This window comes from Brevundimonas naejangsanensis, assembly GCF_003627995.1.
Classification (GTDB): Bacteria; Pseudomonadota; Alphaproteobacteria; order Caulobacterales; family Caulobacteraceae; genus Brevundimonas; species Brevundimonas naejangsanensis_B.
Window position 1 is genome coordinate 2,406,414 of record NZ_CP032707.1, and the last position, 16,598, is coordinate 2,423,011.

The window sequence follows — 16,598 nt, forward strand, 5'->3', positions numbered from 1 at the left end:
GCGGGAGGGGAGGGCATAGAAAAACGGCCCCCCGATTGCTCGGAGGGCCGCTTGTCAGTCTGTCCGCTGGATCAGCGACCGAACTTCTGGTGCTGGATGCGCTTGGGAATGATGCTGTCCGCGCCCAGGCGGCGCATCTTGTCCTGTTCGTAGGCTTCGAAGTTGCCCTCGAACCATTCCACATGGCCGTCGCCTTCGAAGGCGAGGATGTGGGTGGCCAGACGGTCGAGGAACCAACGGTCGTGGCTGATGACCACGGCGCAGCCGGCGAACTCTTCCAGAGCCTCTTCGAGGTTCTGCAGGGTTTCGATGTCCAGGTCGTTGGTCGGTTCGTCGAGCAGGATCAGGTTGCCGCCGGTGGCCAGGGTCTTGGCCAGGTGGACGCGGTTGCGCTCACCGCCCGACAGTTGGCCGACCTTCTTCTGCTGGTCGCCGCCCTTGAAGTTGAACGAGCCGACATAGGCGCGGGTGTTGATCTCGCGCTTGCCGACCATCATCACGTCGGTGCCGCCCGAGATGGCCTGCCAGATGGTGTCGTCCGGCTTCAGGTCGTCGCGCGACTGGTCGACATAGGCCAGCTTGACCGTCTCGCCGACCTTGATGGTGCCGCCGTCGGGCTGTTCCTGACCGGTGATCAGCTTGAACATCGTCGACTTGCCGGCGCCGTTGGGGCCGATGACGCCGACGATGCCGTTGGGCGGCAGTTTGAAGTTCAGGTCGTCGAACAGGACCTTGTCGCCATAGGATTTCTTCAGGCCGGTCACTTCCAGGACGACGTTGCCCAGGCGCGGGCCGGGCGGAATCTGGATGGCGGCGAAGGTCTGGGCCTTGGCGGAGCTCTCCTGCTCGGCGACCATCTTCTCATAGGCGGCCAGACGGGCCTTGGACTTGGCCTGACGGGCCTTGGCGCCCGAACGGACCCATTCCAGTTCGCGGGTAAGGGCGCGCTGGCGGGCTTCCGATTCCGACTGCTCCTGCACGACGCGCTTGGTCTTGGCTTCCAGCCACGAGGAGTAGTTGCCCTCGTGCGGGTGGCCCTTGCCGCGGTCCAGCTCCAGCGTCCACTTGGTCACCAGGTCCAGGAAGTAGCGGTCGTGGGTCACCAGGATGACGCAGCCGGGGAAGTTCTCCAGGTGGTGCTGCAGCCAGGCCACCGACTCGGCGTCCAGGTGGTTGGTCGGTTCGTCGAGCAGCAGCATGTCGGGCTTGGACAGCAGCAGGCGGGCCAGAGCCACGCGGCGCTTTTCACCGCCCGACAGGTTGGTGACTTCCCAGTCGTCGGGCGGGCAGCGCAGGGCTCCCATGGCCTGGTCGATGCGGCTGTCGATGTCCCAGACGTCGCCGGCGTCGATCTTCTCCTGGAGGGCGGTCATCTCCTCCATCAGCTCGTCGGTGTAGTTTTCGCCCAGTTCGTTGGCGACTTCGTTGAAGCGGTTGACCCACTGCTTCTCTTCGCACCAGGCCTCGACGTTCTGGCGAACGTTCAGGTTCGGGTCGAGCTGCGGTTCCTGCTCCAGGTAGCCGCGCTTGACGCCGTCGGCGGCGCGGGCCTCGCCCTGGAACTCGTGGTCCAGGCCGGCCATGATCTTCAGCAGGGTCGACTTACCCGAGCCGTTGACCCCGACGACGCCGATCTTGGCGTCGTTGTAGAAGCTGAGCCAGATGTTCTCGAAGACCTTCTTGCCGCCGGGATAGGCCTTGGTCAGGCCCTGCATCTGGAAAATATATTGTTGCGCCATGAGGTGCGTTTACGCCCTGTCGTCTGATCGAATGGGAAGTCGCGCGGGATGTAGCCGTCGCGCGCCCTTTGAGCAAATCTCTAGCCGTAACGCGGGGCGGTTTGAAGGCGCTGCATTCCTGCGACGGTCTCTATCCGCTGCGACCGTTAGGGGACGCTGCTGGCGGCGCTAGGGCCTGGTAGGCAGGACCGCCATCAACGCCCGCGTGAAGCCGACGGGGGCGACCGTCAGGTGGTCCTCGTCTTCCAGCACGGTCGACTGCACGCTCAGACCCGGATAGGCGCGCGATTTCAGCAGCCGCTCCATGGTGCGCATGTCGCCGACCATGTCCGTCTCGTTGTCGTGGCGGGCGGTGGGGCCGGGGCCTTCGAAGCCGCCGACGTACATGAAGACCTGAGCAGGCAGGTCGCGGTGGGTGCGGGCGTAGTCCGCCTCCATCTTCATCATGTGACGCTTGTCGTACCAGAAGGAGGGGCTGCCCAGCACATAGCCGCCGAACATCGTCGGATCGGTGAACATGATCTGGGCGCCCAGCAGACCGCCGTAGGAATGGCCCAGCAGAACGCGACGGGCCGGATCGGTCCGGAACTTCTGGTCCACGAAGGGCAGGGCCTGGGTCTTCAGATAGGCCTGATAGGCCGCTCCGCCGCCGTGCACTGCGTCGCCCGAACTGCGCGGGCCGTTCGGCGTCGGGGTGTAGTCGCGGCGGCGGCTGTCGGCGCCGCCGTCGCCTCTGGCGTAGGACAGGCCGACCAGGATGAACTCCTCGATCACCGGACCGTCCAGATTCACGCGCCGCGCGATCTGGCGGATGATGGGGAAGGCGTAGTCGGCGTCGGTGACATAGAGGACCGGATAGCGCCGGTTCGGCTCGGCCTCGTAGCTGGCGGGCAGGCTGACGAAGACCTCGTAGTCACGGCCCGAGACCGGATCAGGCACGCTCCAGACCTGGGTGCCCTGCAGCACATAGGGCGCGCCCTCGGCGGTGGATTCGGCCGTTGTACGGGCGTCCGCCCGCTCGCCGCAGCCCGCGGCGAGGCTCGCCGCCACCAGCATCGTCGCCAGTCCCAATGCCCGCATGGTAGCCCCCTCAAGCTTCACCTTGAGGGCAGGGTTCAGGGCAAATGCGGCGCGGAAAGGGCGGTCAGGCGTAGTTGAAGCTGATCGAGATGCGCTGTTCCTCGGCGCGGTTGGCGGGCACCTCGTGGCGCAGCCAGCTTTCCCACATCAGCACCGTGCCGGGCGCGGGCTTCAGATAGACGAAGGGCTGTTCCGCTTCGCCGGCCTCCGGCGTCAGGCCGGGGCGGGCCATCATCATGGCCAGGCGCGGGTCCTCGATCTTCAGCGAAGAGGCGCCGTCGGGTACGTGGATGTAGATGGTGCCGGACAGGACGGCGTGCGGGTGGATATGGCCGGTGTGGCCGCCGCCGGGCATCAGGACATTGACCCACAGATTGTCGAGCTGGAGCTTCTTGGCCAGATCGAAATTCAGAGCCTTGGCGAAGGTTGCCGCGTGCTTGTCCAGCAGGCGCTTCAGCGCCGCGAACTCGGGAAACCGCTGCGGCAGGTCGTTGATCGAGCCGTAGGAGGTGTAGCCCGGATAGTGGTTGGCCCGGCACCATTCGATGCCGGCCTCGTCCTCCTCGGCCATGACCAGGCAGAGGTCGAGCAGTTCCTCGTTCAGTTCGGGCCAGCCGCGCGTCTGGGCGAGGGAGGCTTCATAGACCTGGGTGGCGAAGAGGGAGCGCAGGGACATGGGGCGAAATAACGCGTCCGGTTTGGCGCGAGAAGCAAAAACGAAGGAAGGCAGGCCGACCTCTCCCTCCCCGTCACGGGGAGGGAGAGGTCGGCGTTCAGAACCCCAACCCCGCCTCGCCGCGCAGGATCGCCTCGGCCTCCGGGCTGTGCTTGGCGTCGGAACGGTCGTGCAGCACCAGGGCGGGCAGCAGGCGCAGCGGCGCCTTGCCGGTCTTGATCGCCTGGACCAGCACCCGCTTGGCCGGCTGGTCCGCATAGGGCTGGATCGGTCGGATGGCGAAGGAGCCGGCCTTGGGCGACAGCAGCGACAAGATGTCCGCCAGGCGGTCGGCGCGGTGGATGATGACGATGCGGCCGCCTTCGCGTACCGCCTTCAGCAGGAAGCCGGCCCAGGCCGTCAGGCCGTCGTCAGCCATCCAGGCCCCGCGCTTGCCTTCGGCCGGGGCGCGCAGGGCGCCGGGATCGTCGAAGAAGGGCGGGTTGCTGACCGCCCAGTCGAAGGGCGGCAGGTCCAGGGCCCGAAAGCCGCGCGCCACGTCGCCGTCCAGGATGGTCGTGCGGGCCTCGGCGCCGTTCAGGGCGGCGTTCTGGCGGGCCAGGGCGGCGGCGGCGGCGTCGCGCTCCAGTCCGGTCAGGAGGACGCCGGGGCGCCGGGCAGCGACCTGCATCAGCACGGCGCCCGCGCCGCAGCCGGCCTCGATCAGCCGCTCGCCGGGGCGCGCCTCGACGGCGGCAGCCAGCAGGGCGGCGTCCATCCCCGCGCGATAGCCCTTGGCCGGTTGGCGCAGACGCACGCGTCCGCCCAGCAGGGTGCATTCCGCGACGTCGGCGACGCAGGCGGCGAGGGAGGCGGGGGCGGACTCGTCTTGACCCATCATGGCGCCGCCACCATTGTGCGCCGCGTCGCGTTCGGGCAAGCGGATGCGCATCAAATCCGGGCGAATCTCCCCCTTCGCCCCCAGTGTTGAAAGAGATTTTCGTGGACGCAGCTCTCGCCGTCGCTTCCCGCCCCAAGGGCGATGTGGAGGCCCTTGTTCGTCTCGCCAAGGACGACATGGCGGCGGTCGACGCCCTGATCATCGCCCGCATGCAGTCCGACGTGCCCGTGATCCCCCTGCTGGCCGAGCATCTGGTGTCGGCGGGCGGCAAGCGCCTGCGGCCGCTGCTGACGGTCGCCGCCGCGCGCGCGGTCGGCCAGGCGGACGACATCGAGGGGCCCAAGAAGCTGGCCGCCTCGGTCGAGTTCATCCACACCGCCACCCTGCTGCACGACGACATCGTCGACGGCTCGGAAATGCGCCGGGGCAAGGTCGCGGCGCACCTGATCTGGGGCGCGGCCTCATCGGTGCTGGTCGGCGACTTCCTGTTCGCCCGCGCTTTCGAGCTGATGGTCGAGACGGATTCCCTGCGCGCCCTGGGCATCCTGGCCACGGCCTCGGCCGTGATCGCCGAGGGCGAGGTGCTGCAGCTGACGCGCGCCCATGACCTGAACCTGGACCTGGACACCTATCTGCAGATCATTCGCGCCAAGACGGCCGAGCTGTTCGCCGCCGCCGCCGAATCCGGCGCGGTCGGGGCGGGCGCGACGGACGCGCAGGTCGCGGCCCTGCGCGACTACGGCATGGCCCTGGGCATCGCCTTCCAGCTGGCGGACGACGCCCTGGACTATGGCGGCGCGACCGAGACCCTGGGCAAGAATGCGGGCGACGACTTCAACGAGGGCAAGGCCACCCTGCCGCTGCTGCTGGCCGTCCAGCGCACCAAGGGGACCGAGGACCTCTTCTGGGACCGCGTCATCACCAAGGGCGACCGCCAGCCCGAGGATTTCGAACGGGCCCGCCAACTGATCCTGAGCAGCGGCGCCTTAGCCGCCACGCTCGACACCGCGGGGGACTATGCCGACCGGGCCAAGGCGGCGTTGCAGGTCCTGCCTGCCGGCCCCTGGCGCTCGGCGCTGGAAGACCTGGCCGATTTCGCCGTCAGCCGGGCGACCTGATGCTGGCGGCTCTGCTCGTCGCTGGGCAAGTAGCCGCGCAGGAGCCGCCGCGCTTCACCATGACGCCTGAAGCTGGCGACGCCCTGACGGCGGAGCTGTTCCGGCTGGAGCCCTCGAACGTCGATGCGCAGGTTGCATCCCTGCTGGATGGCGGGCGTGATCAGCAGAGCGGGGAAGTGGTGGCGGTGCGGTCGCCCGACGGGCTGAACATGGCCTATCGTGAGGGTACGCTGCCTTACGGACCGATCGTTCTCTATGCCGGATCAGAGGTGGAGTGGCAGCCGGACTCCATCTGCCGCATGACCCGCGATCCAGAAGGCGTTGTCGATAATTCCGAGCGCGCGGCGCGGTGGTGTCTCAGCTTCGTGATGCGATGGGCGCCGACGGTGGTTATCCCGCCGGCGCCGGTTCACTAGCGGCAGGCGAGATGAACTTCACCCTTCCCACTCGATGGGGAAGGGGGCGGGGATGGGGTGAGCGCGAGACAGGTGGAGCGAGCGAGACGCGACGGCGTCTCCGAGACCTCATTCCAGACGGCCTGCCTACATCCCCGCCCAACCCTCCCCCATCGAGGGGGAGGGCTTGCAGAGTATTTATTTCAGGCTGGCGCAGAAGCGCTGGATGCGGGTGCAGGCTTCTTCCAGCGCCGCGTCCGAGGTGGCGTAGCTGACGCGGAAGTAGGGGCTCAGGCCGAAGGCCGCGCCCTGGACCACGGCCACGCCCTCGGCGCTCAGCAGTTCAGCGGTGAAGGTCTCGTCGTTGTCGATGACCACGCCCGACGGCGCCGTCTTGCCGATCAGGCCCTCGATCGACGGATAGACGTAGAAGGCGCCTTCCGGCGTGGGGCAGCGGACGCCTTCGGCCTGGTTGAGCATGGAGACGACCAGGTCGCGGCGCTTTTCGAAGGCGGCGGCGCGTTCGGCCAGGAAGTCCTGCGGTCCGTTCAGCGCCTCGACCGCGGCCCACTGGCTGATCGAGGCCGGGTTGGACGTCGTCTGGCTGGCCACCTTGCGCATCAGGTCGATCAGCGGCTTGGGGCCGCCCGCATAGCCGATGCGCCAGCCGGTCATGGCGTACGCCTTCGACACGCCGTTCACCGTCAGGGTGCGGTCGTAGAGGTCGGGCGCGACCTGGGCGATCGTCAGGTATTCGAATCCGCCATAGACGAGGTGCTCATACATGTCGTCGGTCAGGATCCAGACCTGCGGGTGCTTGCGCAGCACCTCGGCCAGGGCTTCCAGCTCGGCGCGGGTATAGGCGGCGCCGGTCGGGTTCGACGGCGAGTTCAGGATGATCCAGCGGGTCTTGGGCGTGATGGCCGCGTCCAGCACCTCGGGGCGCAGCTTGAAGCCGTCGGCTTCCTGGCCGATCACGGTGACGGGCTCGCCGCCGGCCAGCAGCACCATGTCCGGGTAGGAGACCCAGTAGGGCGCCGGCACGATGACTTCGTCGCCGGGGTTCAGCGTGGCCACCAGGGCGTTGTAGATCACCGGCTTGCCGCCCGAGGCGACGTGAATCTGGTTGGTCTCGTACTTGAGGCCGTTCTCGCGGGCGAACTTGGCGACGATGGCCGCCTTCAGTTCGGGCATGCCGTCGGCGTCGGTGTACTTGGTCTCGCCGCGGTTGATCGCCTGGATGGCCGCCGCCTTGATGTTGTCCGGGGTGTCGAAGTCCGGCTCGCCGGCGCCCAGGCCGATGACGTCGCGACCCTGGCGTTTCAGTTCGCGCGCCTGGGCGGTCACGGCCAGGGTGGCCGAAGGCTTGACGCGGGCGAGGGCGGAGGACTGAAGGCTGGACATGTCTATCCCGTCTGGAGGATGTGAGGGCCGGGGGAGGCGAGGCTTGCATACGAAACCCCGCCGGGGGGCACAATGTTTGTGCTCTCCGCCGAGCAGGAAAAGGCGATAAAGGCGAAGTTCATGCGAAGAGTCGTCGATTTTCTGCTGAACATGGAGGCGCGGCGCTGGCGGACCCTGGCGGTCAGCGTGCTGCTGCTGGGCGGAATCGTCGTGCTGTTCGCCTTTGGCAAAAGCCATCTGGCCCTGGGCGCGGAACACCGGCTGGAGTCCTGGCTGGCGGGCTATCGCGTCGGGCCGTGGGGATTGATCGCGGCCATCGTGGTCTTCACCCTGTCGGCCTTCATCGGCGTGCCGCAGTTCCTGCTGATCGCGGCCTGCGTCGTGGCCTTCGGGCCGTGGTTCGGCTTTCTGTACAGCTGGATCGCGACGGTGGGCTCGGCGGCGGTCACCTATTGGCTGGGGCGTGGGCCGACCGCGCGGACGCTGGAGCGTCTGGGCGGCGGGACGGTGGAGCGCATCCGTAACTTCGTCGGCCGCAACGCCTTTTCCGCCAGCTTCATCATCCGCAACGTGCCTTCGGCGCCCTTCATCGTGGTGAACATGGCCTTCGGCGCCGTGCGGGCGTCGTTCCCGGCCTATCTGGCCGGGTGCGCCCTGGGCGTGCTGCCCAAGACGGCGCTGGTCGCCTTCTTCGGCGGGTCCTTCATGGCGGCGGTCAGCGGCGACGGGGTATGGACCTCGCTGATCCTGGCGGCGGTCGCGGTCGCCTGGCTTGTGCTGATGCTGGCCGTGCGCGAATGGGTGAAGCGCCGCGAGGCGGCGCGCAACCTGTAGTCGATTGATCGGAAGAAGATTGATGCTGAAGCTCTATTATTCGCCCGGCGCCTGCGCCATCGCCTCGCACATCGGCCTGGAAGAGGCGGGCGCGACCTATGAGGTTGAGAAGATCGACCTGCGCGCCGGCCAGCAGCGGACGCCGGAATATCTGGCGATCAATCCGGCCGGCGTGACGCCGGCGCTGGCGACGCCCCGGGGCGTGATCACCCAGAACGCGGCCATCCTGGCCTATGTCGCGCAGACTCATCCGGACGCCAGACTGGCCGATCTGGACGACCCGTTCGCCTTCGCGCGGTTGCAGGCCTTCAACGGTTGGCTGGCGTCGTCGCTGCATCCGGCGATCGGCAAGGCGCTGTTCTCCAGGCCGCCGCTGGAGGGTCCGGCCAAGGACGAGGCGATCCAGATCGCGCTCCAGAAGTACGACCTGGCGGAAAACCACCTTCTGGCCGGCGCCTGGGTCATGGGCGCGGATCATTCGATGGCGGATGGCTATCTGATGGTTTTCACGCGCTGGGCGCGTCAGGCGGGGCTGCTGGATCTGGCGCGCTTCCCCAAGCTGAATGCGCATCTGGACCTGGTTCAGTCGCGCCCGGCCGTGCAGCGCGTGCTTAACGCCGAGGGCCTCGCCGCCGTCTGAGCGGTCGCCTCGCAAGCGGGGCTGGAAAGCTTGACCGGCAAGGCTTTCCAGCCTTGCCGTGACAAGCCTGTGATCGAGGCGTCATAGGCGCTTGCAATCGCCGCGTCATGAGGGCAAACGGGCCTGTAGTCGGCTAGGCGAAGACGGTCAGGACAGCTTTGCGCCCGCGTGGAGCAGGGGAAGGGCGTCGCCGGAGCGGACGAATAAAACTCACGCCCTTGCAGGCCCGAACAAGCGGTAACCGACGCCCATGCTTTCACCCCTCTTCGGCATGATTTCCAATGACATCGCTATGGATCTGGGGACGGCCAACACCCTGATCTACATGCGCGGCAAGGGGATCGTCCTGAACGAGCCGTCGGTTGTCGCCCTGCGCAACGTCGGCGGCCGCAAGATCGTCCACGCCGTCGGCCTGGAGGCCAAGCAGATGCTGGGCCGCACGCCGGGCCACATGGAAGCCATCCGCCCGATGCGCGACGGGGTCATCGCCGACTTCGAAGTCGCCGAGGAGATGATCAAGCACTTCATCCGCAAGGTTCACAACCGCAAGGGCTTTGTGAATCCGAAGATGATCGTCTGCGTTCCGTCGGGCGCCACGGCGGTGGAACGTCGCGCCATCAACGACTCCTGCCTGAACGCCTCGGCCCGCCGCGTCGGCCTGATCGACGAGCCCATGGCCGCCGCGATCGGCGCCGGCCTGCCGATCCACGAGCCGACCGGCTCGATGGTCGTCGACATCGGCGGCGGCACGACCGAAGTGGCCGTGCTGTCGCTGTCGGGCATCGTCTATTCGCGTTCGGTCCGCGTCGGCGGCGACATGATGGACGACGCCATCATCAGCTACATGCGCCGCAACCATAACCTGCTGATCGGCGAAACGACCGCCGAGCGCATCAAGAAGGACATCGGCACCGCCCGCATCCCGGCCGACGGCGAAGGCCTGTCGATCGAGGTCAAGGGCCGCGACCTGATGCAGGGCGTGCCGCGCGAAGTGAAGATGAGCGAGCGTCAGGCTGCTGAAGCCCTGGCGGAACCCGTCTCGCAGATCGTCGAGGCTGTGAAGGTCGCCCTGGAAGCCACGCCGCCGGAACTGGCCGCGGACATCGCCGACAAGGGCATCATGCTGACGGGCGGCGGCGCCCTGCTGCGCGGCCTGGACGTCGAGATCCGCGACCACACCGGCCTTCCGGTTCAGGTGGCCGACGATCCGCTGTCCTGCGTCGCCATCGGCTGCGGCAAGGTGCTGGAACACCCGTCGTGGATGAAGGGCGTCCTCGAGTCCACGCTCTGAGGCTGTAGCCTGTCGCCGGCCGACTTCTCGGGGGCGCGGTTCGTGCGATAGGCTTTCACCCGCCGGCGGACGCTGATCCGCCGGTCCCGATTCTCTAGCAGGAAGGCTGGCCGTGGCGTTTCGCGACGGACCGTTCGAGAATCTGAAGGTGCCGCTGGCCTGGACGGCCGCGGTCACGGTGGTCGTCGGCGTCGTCGCCGCCGTCATGCTTCTGCTCGCCGATCGCCGACATTCGGCTGTCGATGAGTTGGAGCCCGCGCGTGCGGCCTTCGAGGTCGGTGCGGGGACCGCTGGCGGCGTGCTGGCCGCGCCCGTCCGCTGGACCGGCGGCGCCATCGACTATGTGAAGGGTTATTTCTTCGCTGTTTCCGAGAACCGCAGGCTGCGTCACGAACTGGTCGAGATGCGGGCCTGGCGCGACGAGGCCCTGGCGCTGAAGAACGTCAACGCCCGCTATGAACAGATGCTGGGCGTGCAGACCGAGCCGCCCGTGCCCATGGCGACCGGCCGGGCCATCACCGACGCGCGCGGCCCCTTCGCCCGGTCTCGCTTGCTGAACGTCGGCGGCGCCAAGGGCGTGCGCATCGGCAATCCGGTGCTTAGCGAGCACGGCGTGGTCGGCCGCATCGCCGGCGTCTCGCCGGGGATCAGCCGCATGGTCCTGCTGACCGACGTGGCGTCGCGCGTGCCGGTCCTGATCGAGCGCACCGATGCGCGGGCCATGTTGACCGGCGACGGCAGCCCCAGCCCGCGTCTGGATTATGTGCGAGGCGCCGGGGCGGTGCAGGCGGGCGACCGCGTCCTGACCTCGGGCGACGGCGGCGGATTCCCGCGCGGCCTGCCGGTCGGCGTCGTGGCCAAGGGCGTCGACGGCTCCTGGCGGGTCAAACTCTACAGCGACCGGACGGCCATCGATTATGTCCGCGTGGTGCTGTTCCAGGATTTCGGCCAACTGGCCGACCAGAACGCCCTGAACGCGCCGCCCCTGGCCAGTCTGAACACCGCGCCGCCGCCCAGCCCGGCCCAGGCCGCGGTCATCCAGGATGTGGCCACGCGCCGCGCCGCAGCGGCCGCGGCCGCCGCTGAACGTGTGCGCGCCGCCAACGCCGCCCCGCCGCCGGTCGCGCCTGCGCCCTCGGCTTCGGCGCCGCCTGCTCAGCCGGCGGCCCAGCCCGCCGCTTCTCCTGAGGGGGGGCCGGATGAGGCGCACGATCACGGTGCGTATGGTCGGTCCGATGCAGTGGATCGGCTATCCGGCGCTGATCGCTGCGGCCGCCACCGTCCTCTTCGCCATACCGCTGCGCCTGTTCGGCCTGCCGCTGCCCGAGCCGGTCTGGCCCTTGGTGCTGGCCTTCGCCTGGCCGCTGATCCGCCCGTCGATGCTGGCGCCGGCCGTCCTGTTCGTCCTGGGTCTTTTCCTCGACCTGTTCTGGGGTGGGGCGTTGGGCCTTTGGGCGATCAGCCTGCTGGCGGTTTACGGCGTCATCCTGCTGGCGGCCAAATTCCTGTCGGGCCAGGCGACCATCGTGCTGTTCGCCCTCTATGTGATTTCGACGGGGCTGGCCTTCACCGTGGCCTATGCGGTGACGCGCATGGATGCGGGCAATGGGCCCAGCCTGCTGGCCATGGCGGGGCAGGTGATTCCGACCTTGCTGCTGTTCCCGCTGGCGGACTGGCTGATCGAGCGGTTCGACGACGCGGACGTGCGATTCCGATGAGCAGCGAACCGTCCATCTTCTTCTCCGACGTCAACGAGCGGCAGGGCTCATTCCTGCGCCGCACCCTTCTGCTGGGCGGTGGCGCGACGCTGGGCATCGTCGCCCTGACCGGCCGCCTGGCTCAGCTTCAGGTGGTCCAGGCCGAGGAATACGCCACCCTCGCGACCAACAACCAGTTCAACTTCCGCCTGGTCCCGCCGCCGCGCGGCCTGATCAAGGACCGCAACGGCGTCGTCATCGCCGGCAATCGGCCCAGCTTCCGGGTCCTGGTCGTGCGCGACGAGACCAAGGACCTGGACCAGACGCTGGATCTGCTGGGCCAGTTGCTGCCCGACACGCTGGAGCGCCGCCGCACCATCATCCGCGAGGTCAACGCGGCTCCGCGCTTCTCTCCGGTTCCCGTCAAGAGCGACCTGACCTGGGAGGAGTTCTCCCGGGTCAATTTGCACGCCGCCGAGCTGCCGGGCGTCATGGCCGACATGAACGAGGCCCGCTACTACCCCCACGGCGGGGCCTACGCCCATGTCGTCGGCTATGTGGCCAAGGTCTCGGACCGCGATGTGAAGGCCATCCGCGACAAGGGCGAGGATCCGCCCTCGATCCTGTTCAATCCCGGATTTCGGATTGGCCGACAAGGCATTGAAAAATCGTTAGATCTTGACCTCCGTGGCGTCGCTGGCGGCAACCGGGTCGAGGTGGACGCCCGTGGCCGCGTCGTGGCCGAGGACATCGCCGGATCGCGGCCGGCGGTGCAGGGGGCCGAGGTCGTGCTGACGCTGGACAACGACGTCCAGCAGCGCGCGCTGGAGGTCTTCGGCGAGGAGTCGGGCGGTTGCGTGGTCATGGACGTGCGCAACGGCGACATCCTGGCCATGGTGTCGTCGCCGTCGTTCGATCCCAACCTGTTCGTGTCGGGCGTGCCGTCCAAGGTCTATCGCGCCCTGGCTGACTATGAGCGCAAGCCCCTGCTAGACAAGGCCATCTACGGCACCTTCCCGCCGGGCTCGACCTTCAAGATGACGACGGCTCTGGCCTTCCTCGACGCCGGCATCGATCCTGCCGAGCGCGTCGTCTGCACCGGCGGTTATCGCTACGGCGGGCGCACCTTCCGTTGCTGGAAGCGCGGCGGGCACGGGGCGATGGACATGCACAACGCCATCAAGAACTCGTGCGACACCTACTTCTACCATCTGTCCAACCGGGCGGGCGTGGACCGGATCGCGCGGGTGGCCGAGGATCTGGGCTATCATCAGACTTATGACATCGGCATCGCCGGCCAGTCCAAGGGGCTGATGCCGACGACGGCCTGGGTCAAGAAGGCGCGGCCGCGCGATCCCGTCTGGCATCCCGGCGAGACCCTGTCCGTGGCCATCGGACAGGGGGCGGTGGCGGCCACAGCCTTGCAGCAGGCGGTCATGGTGTCGCGCCTGGCCAACGGCCGAAAGGCGATCCGGCCTCGGCTGATCAAGTCGATCGGGGGCAAGGAGCAGCCCTCGGGCGGCGACGTGCCGGACCTGCCGTTCAGCGACCAGCACCTGGACATTGTGCGCGCGGGCATGGCCGCCGTGGCCAACGACGTGACCGGCACCGCCTATCGCGCCTCGCAACTGGGCCTGGGCGACATCAAGATGGCCGGCAAGACCGGCACGGCCCAGTCGCGCGACTACAAGGCCGGGGAATCGCGCGGGCCGCGCAACGCCGTCTGGAGCCGTCGCGACCACGCCCTGTTCGTCGCCTTCGCTCCGCACGACGCGCCGCGCTACGCCATCGCCCTGATCATCCAGCACGCCCCGTCGGGCGGCTCGGCCGACGCCGCGCCGCGCGCCCGCGAGGTGATGAAGGTGGCCCTGCTGAAGGACCCCGAGATGCGCGCCCGCATCGAACGTCCCCTGCCGCCCGAGCCGACCGGCCCGATCAGCGAGGAGGAGGCCAATTTCGGCGCCGCCCCTGATGCGCCTGTCGACGAGGCTGCGCCGTCCGCCCGTCCGGCCCCCGCCGCATCCAGCGGGCCGCGCCCCTATCTGTCGGAGGAGCCGCGATGACCGCCTCGGCCCTGACCCGCCCCGGCGAGCGCGAACGCCTTTCAGTCAAGTTGGGCCAGATCGACTGGCGGCTGGTCATCCTGGTGACCATCGTCTCCGGCGTCGGCGCGTTGATGCTCTATTCGGTGGGCAAGCAGTCGTGGCAGCCGTGGGCGGCCAACCATCTGATCCGTTTCGGCGTCTCGGCGGTGCTGATGCTGATCCTGGCGCTGATCAGCCTCCGTTGGTGGTATCGGCTGGCCTATCCGATCTATTTCGTTGCTCTGTTCCTGCTCGTCTGCGTTGAGTTGTTCGGATACACGGCGATGGGGGCGACGCGCTGGCTGGACATCGGCGTCACCCGCATCCAGCCGTCCGAGATCATGAAGATCGGCGTCGTTCTGGCCCTGGCCCGCTGGTATCACGGCGCCTCGGCCCAGGACGCCCGGCTCAGTTGGAAGCTGCTCTGGCCCGTGACGATCATCGGCGCGCCCTTTCTGCTGGTGGCGCACCAGCCGGACCTCGGCTCGGCCATGCTGATCGGCCTGACGGGGGCGGCCATCATGTTCATGGCAGGCTTGAGCTGGCGGATCATCGGCGCGGCGGCCATCGCCGCCATGGTGCTGGTGCCGCCCTACATCATGTTCGGCATGCACGAGTACCAGCGCCACCGCGTGCTGACCTTCCTGAACCCCGAGGCCGACATGTCGGACAAGGGCTATCAGATCGTCCAGTCCAAGATCGCCATGGGTTCCGGCGGCCTGCTGGGCAAGGGCTTCGGCCTGGGCAGCCAGAGCCAGCTGGAGTTCCTGCCCGAGAAGCAGACTGACTTCATCTTCGCCGCCATGGCCGAGGAATTCGGTCTGGTGGGATCGGTGGGCCTGCTGGCCTGCTATGTGGCCATCATCCTGATCAGCCTGCGGATCGCCTCCCTGTCGCACAGCCACTTCGGCCGTCTGGCGGCGGCGGGGGTGACGGCCACCTTCGCCGTCTATGTGCTGATCAACGGGGCCATGGTCATGGGTCTGGCGCCTGTGGTGGGCGTGCCCATGCCGCTGCTGTCCTATGGCGGCACCGTCATGCTGACGGTCATGATCGGCTTCGGCCTGGTGATGGCGGTCAAGGTCAATCGTTACGCCGAATTGCCCAAGGGACACGGCCTCTTCTGATCCAGCCGCAGCGGCGTTAATCTAGGGCCATGACGGACCCGACCGACGCCGCTCCCATCCCCAAGGCTGATCCGGCCATGTTCTCCGACTGCGGCGACACGCCCTGTCCGCAGCCGATTCTCGCCGATCCCAAGAATGAGGCGGCGGTCCAGGTCGAGGGCCTGCGGATGCGCGACAACCCGGCCGAGTGGGCCTTCGTCCGCCTGTCCAAGCTGATCGAGGAGTTCGAGGCCAACCTCGACAAGGACGAGGAGATCGGCGCCCGTGTCGTCGGCCTGCCGGGCGAGGGGACGATGCAGATTCTGGACGTCGGCTTCTGGGGGCCGGACCTGATCATGTTCTTCGGCCGCAACGCCGACGGCAAGCCGGTGCGTCTGATCCAGCACTACAGCCAGATCAACGTGGTGCTGAGCGCGGTCAAGAAGCCCGAGGAGCGCGAGGCGCGCCGCATCGGCTTCCAGCTCAGCGAAATGGTGCAGAAGACCAATCCGAAGCCGACGGGCTGACTTTGCCACGCGTCATCCCGGCCAAGCGGCGCGAGCCGCGCCGAGCCGGGACCGCCACGGGCGCAGGACTGTCAGATGTCGGCGCTTCCGGCGGTCCCGGATAAGGGCTGCGCCCTTTCCGGGATGACGAAGAATGGCCGGGATGACAGATTATAAGGCCGCAGCCCAGTCGGTGGCGCGCACCAGACTGTCGATGATGCCGGGCTCGGACGAGGCGTGGCCGGCGTCGCCGATGATGTCCAGATGAGCCTCGGGCCAGGCGCGGTGCAGCGACCATGCGCCCGAGATCGGCGTCACCACGTCGAAGCGCCCCTGGGCGATCCAGCAGGGGATTTGGCGGATGCGGTCGATGTTCTCGAGAATCCAGTTCTCGCTGTCGAAGAAGCCGCCGTTGGTGAAGTACCAGTTCTCGATGCGGGCGAAGGCCACGGCGAACTCGGGGTCGGCGAACTTGTCCGGCTTGCCCGTCGGCCCCTGGATGCTGACGGTTTCGCCTTCCCAGGTCGACCAGGCCACGGCGCAGCGGTTGCGCTCCTCGACGTCGTCGCCGGTCAGACGCTTGTAGTAGGCGGCCATCAGGTCGCCGCGCTCGGCCGCGGGGATGGGCGCCAGGAACCGCTCCCAGGCGTCGGGGAAGATCATCGAGGCCCCCTCCTGATAGAACCAGTGCAGTTCTTTCCTGGTCAGCAGGAAGATGCCGCGCAGCACCAGGGCCAGGCAGCGCTCCGGGTGCTTGATGGCGTAGGTCATCGACAGGGTCGAACCCCAGGACCCGCCGAACACCACCCACTTGTCGATGCCCAGCATGACGCGCAGTCGCTCGATGTCGGCGACCAGATCCCAGGTGGTGTTGTTCTCCAGCGAGGCGTTGGGCCGCGACAGGCCGCAGCCGCGCTGGTCGAACATGACGATGCGGTATTTGGCCGGATCGAAATAGCGCCGCATCCCCGGATTGACCGCCCCGCCGGGGCCGCCGTGCAGGACGATGACCGGCACGCCGTGGGGATTGCCGCTTTCCTCGTAATAGATCTCGTGAATGCTGTCGGTCTTCATCCAGCCCGAGGCGTAGGCTTCGATTTCCGGGTAGAGGTCGCGGCGCGGAGTGCTGTTCACGGTTGATGCCATTC

General features: G+C 67.8%; 15 protein-coding genes and 1 pseudogene. 10 read left to right on the forward strand and 6 right to left on the reverse strand.

Annotated elements, in window-relative coordinates; all coding sequences use genetic code 11:
* Positions 1-71: 71 nt before the first annotated feature.
* The 4 genes from ettA to D8I30_RS11375 all read right to left on the reverse strand — a co-directional run bounded on the left by ettA (position 72) and on the right by D8I30_RS11375 (position 4,375).
* A complete protein-coding gene (gene ettA, locus D8I30_RS11360; protein ID WP_121482846.1) occupies positions 72-1,739 on the reverse strand; it encodes an energy-dependent translational throttle protein EttA in 1,668 nt (555 codons plus the stop codon).
* Positions 1,740-1,907: 168 nt separating this feature from the next.
* The gene (locus D8I30_RS11365) at positions 1,908-2,819 is read right to left on the reverse strand and encodes an alpha/beta hydrolase (RefSeq protein WP_121482847.1); all 912 of its coding nucleotides are present in this window, start codon (positions 2,817-2,819) and stop codon (positions 1,908-1,910) included.
* Between the two features lie 64 nt (positions 2,820-2,883).
* Entirely contained in the window at positions 2,884-3,495 is a 612-nt protein-coding gene (locus D8I30_RS11370; RefSeq protein ID WP_121482848.1) for a TIGR02466 family protein, read from the reverse strand.
* 97 nt (positions 3,496-3,592) lie between these two features.
* Complete coding sequence (locus D8I30_RS11375; RefSeq protein WP_121483508.1) at positions 3,593-4,375, reverse strand: tRNA1(Val) (adenine(37)-N6)-methyltransferase; 783 nt, start codon at positions 4,373-4,375, stop codon at positions 3,593-3,595.
* Positions 4,376-4,476: 101 nt separating this feature from the next.
* Between D8I30_RS11375 and D8I30_RS11380 the strand changes: the two genes are divergently transcribed.
* Positions 4,477-5,493, forward strand: coding sequence for a polyprenyl synthetase family protein (locus D8I30_RS11380; protein WP_121483509.1), 1,017 nt, complete (start codon positions 4,477-4,479; stop codon positions 5,491-5,493).
* On the forward strand, positions 5,493-5,909 hold the full coding sequence (locus D8I30_RS11385; RefSeq protein WP_121482849.1) for a hypothetical protein: 417 nt from the start codon (positions 5,493-5,495) through the stop codon (positions 5,907-5,909). Before D8I30_RS11380 ends, D8I30_RS11385 begins: the two co-directional genes overlap by 1 nt.
* 177 nt (positions 5,910-6,086) lie before the next feature.
* On the opposite strand, the gene D8I30_RS11390 is transcribed toward D8I30_RS11385, so the two are convergent.
* Positions 6,087-7,292, reverse strand: coding sequence for a pyridoxal phosphate-dependent aminotransferase (locus D8I30_RS11390; protein WP_121482850.1), 1,206 nt, complete (start codon positions 7,290-7,292; stop codon positions 6,087-6,089).
* A gap of 120 nt (positions 7,293-7,412) precedes the next feature.
* Here D8I30_RS11390 and D8I30_RS11395 point away from each other — a divergent pair, with 120 nt between their 5' ends.
* The 8 genes and pseudogenes from D8I30_RS11395 (at position 7,413) to D8I30_RS11430 (ending at position 15,471) form a co-directional block, all read left to right on the forward strand.
* Positions 7,413-8,126: a TVP38/TMEM64 family protein gene (locus tag D8I30_RS11395; RefSeq protein ID WP_162938890.1), complete on the forward strand. Its 714-nt coding sequence runs from the start codon at positions 7,413-7,415 to the stop codon at positions 8,124-8,126.
* A 22-nt stretch (positions 8,127-8,148) separates the two neighbouring features.
* Positions 8,149-8,766: a glutathione S-transferase family protein gene (locus D8I30_RS11400; RefSeq protein WP_121482852.1), complete on the forward strand. Its 618-nt coding sequence runs from the start codon at positions 8,149-8,151 to the stop codon at positions 8,764-8,766.
* A gap of 250 nt (positions 8,767-9,016) precedes the next feature.
* Positions 9,017-10,057, forward strand: coding sequence for a rod shape-determining protein (locus tag D8I30_RS11405; RefSeq protein WP_121482853.1), 1,041 nt, complete (start codon positions 9,017-9,019; stop codon positions 10,055-10,057).
* 112 nt (positions 10,058-10,169) lie between these two features.
* Positions 10,170-11,195: pseudogene (mreC, locus tag D8I30_RS11410) on the forward strand (rod shape-determining protein MreC); the annotation flags it as partial.
* 61 nt (positions 11,196-11,256) lie between these two features.
* Positions 11,257-11,775 (forward strand): hypothetical protein, encoded by a 519-nt coding sequence (locus D8I30_RS11415; RefSeq protein WP_346426496.1) that lies wholly within the window; start codon positions 11,257-11,259, stop codon positions 11,773-11,775.
* Positions 11,772-13,817, forward strand: coding sequence for a penicillin-binding protein 2 (gene mrdA, locus D8I30_RS11420; RefSeq protein WP_121483511.1), 2,046 nt, complete (start codon positions 11,772-11,774; stop codon positions 13,815-13,817). The genes D8I30_RS11415 and mrdA overlap by 4 nt, the downstream gene beginning before the upstream one ends.
* Positions 13,814-14,965, forward strand: coding sequence for a rod shape-determining protein RodA (gene rodA, locus D8I30_RS11425; RefSeq protein ID WP_121482854.1), 1,152 nt, complete (start codon positions 13,814-13,816; stop codon positions 14,963-14,965). Before mrdA ends, rodA begins: the two co-directional genes overlap by 4 nt.
* A gap of 29 nt (positions 14,966-14,994) precedes the next feature.
* Positions 14,995-15,471, forward strand: coding sequence for a DUF6173 family protein (locus D8I30_RS11430; RefSeq protein WP_121482855.1), 477 nt, complete (start codon positions 14,995-14,997; stop codon positions 15,469-15,471).
* 150 nt (positions 15,472-15,621) lie between these two features.
* Here the strand turns inward: D8I30_RS11430 and pip are convergent, their stop codons facing one another.
* Positions 15,622-16,596: a prolyl aminopeptidase gene (gene pip, locus D8I30_RS11435; protein ID WP_121482856.1), complete on the reverse strand. Its 975-nt coding sequence runs from the start codon at positions 16,594-16,596 to the stop codon at positions 15,622-15,624.
* Positions 16,597-16,598 lie beyond the last annotated feature (2 nt).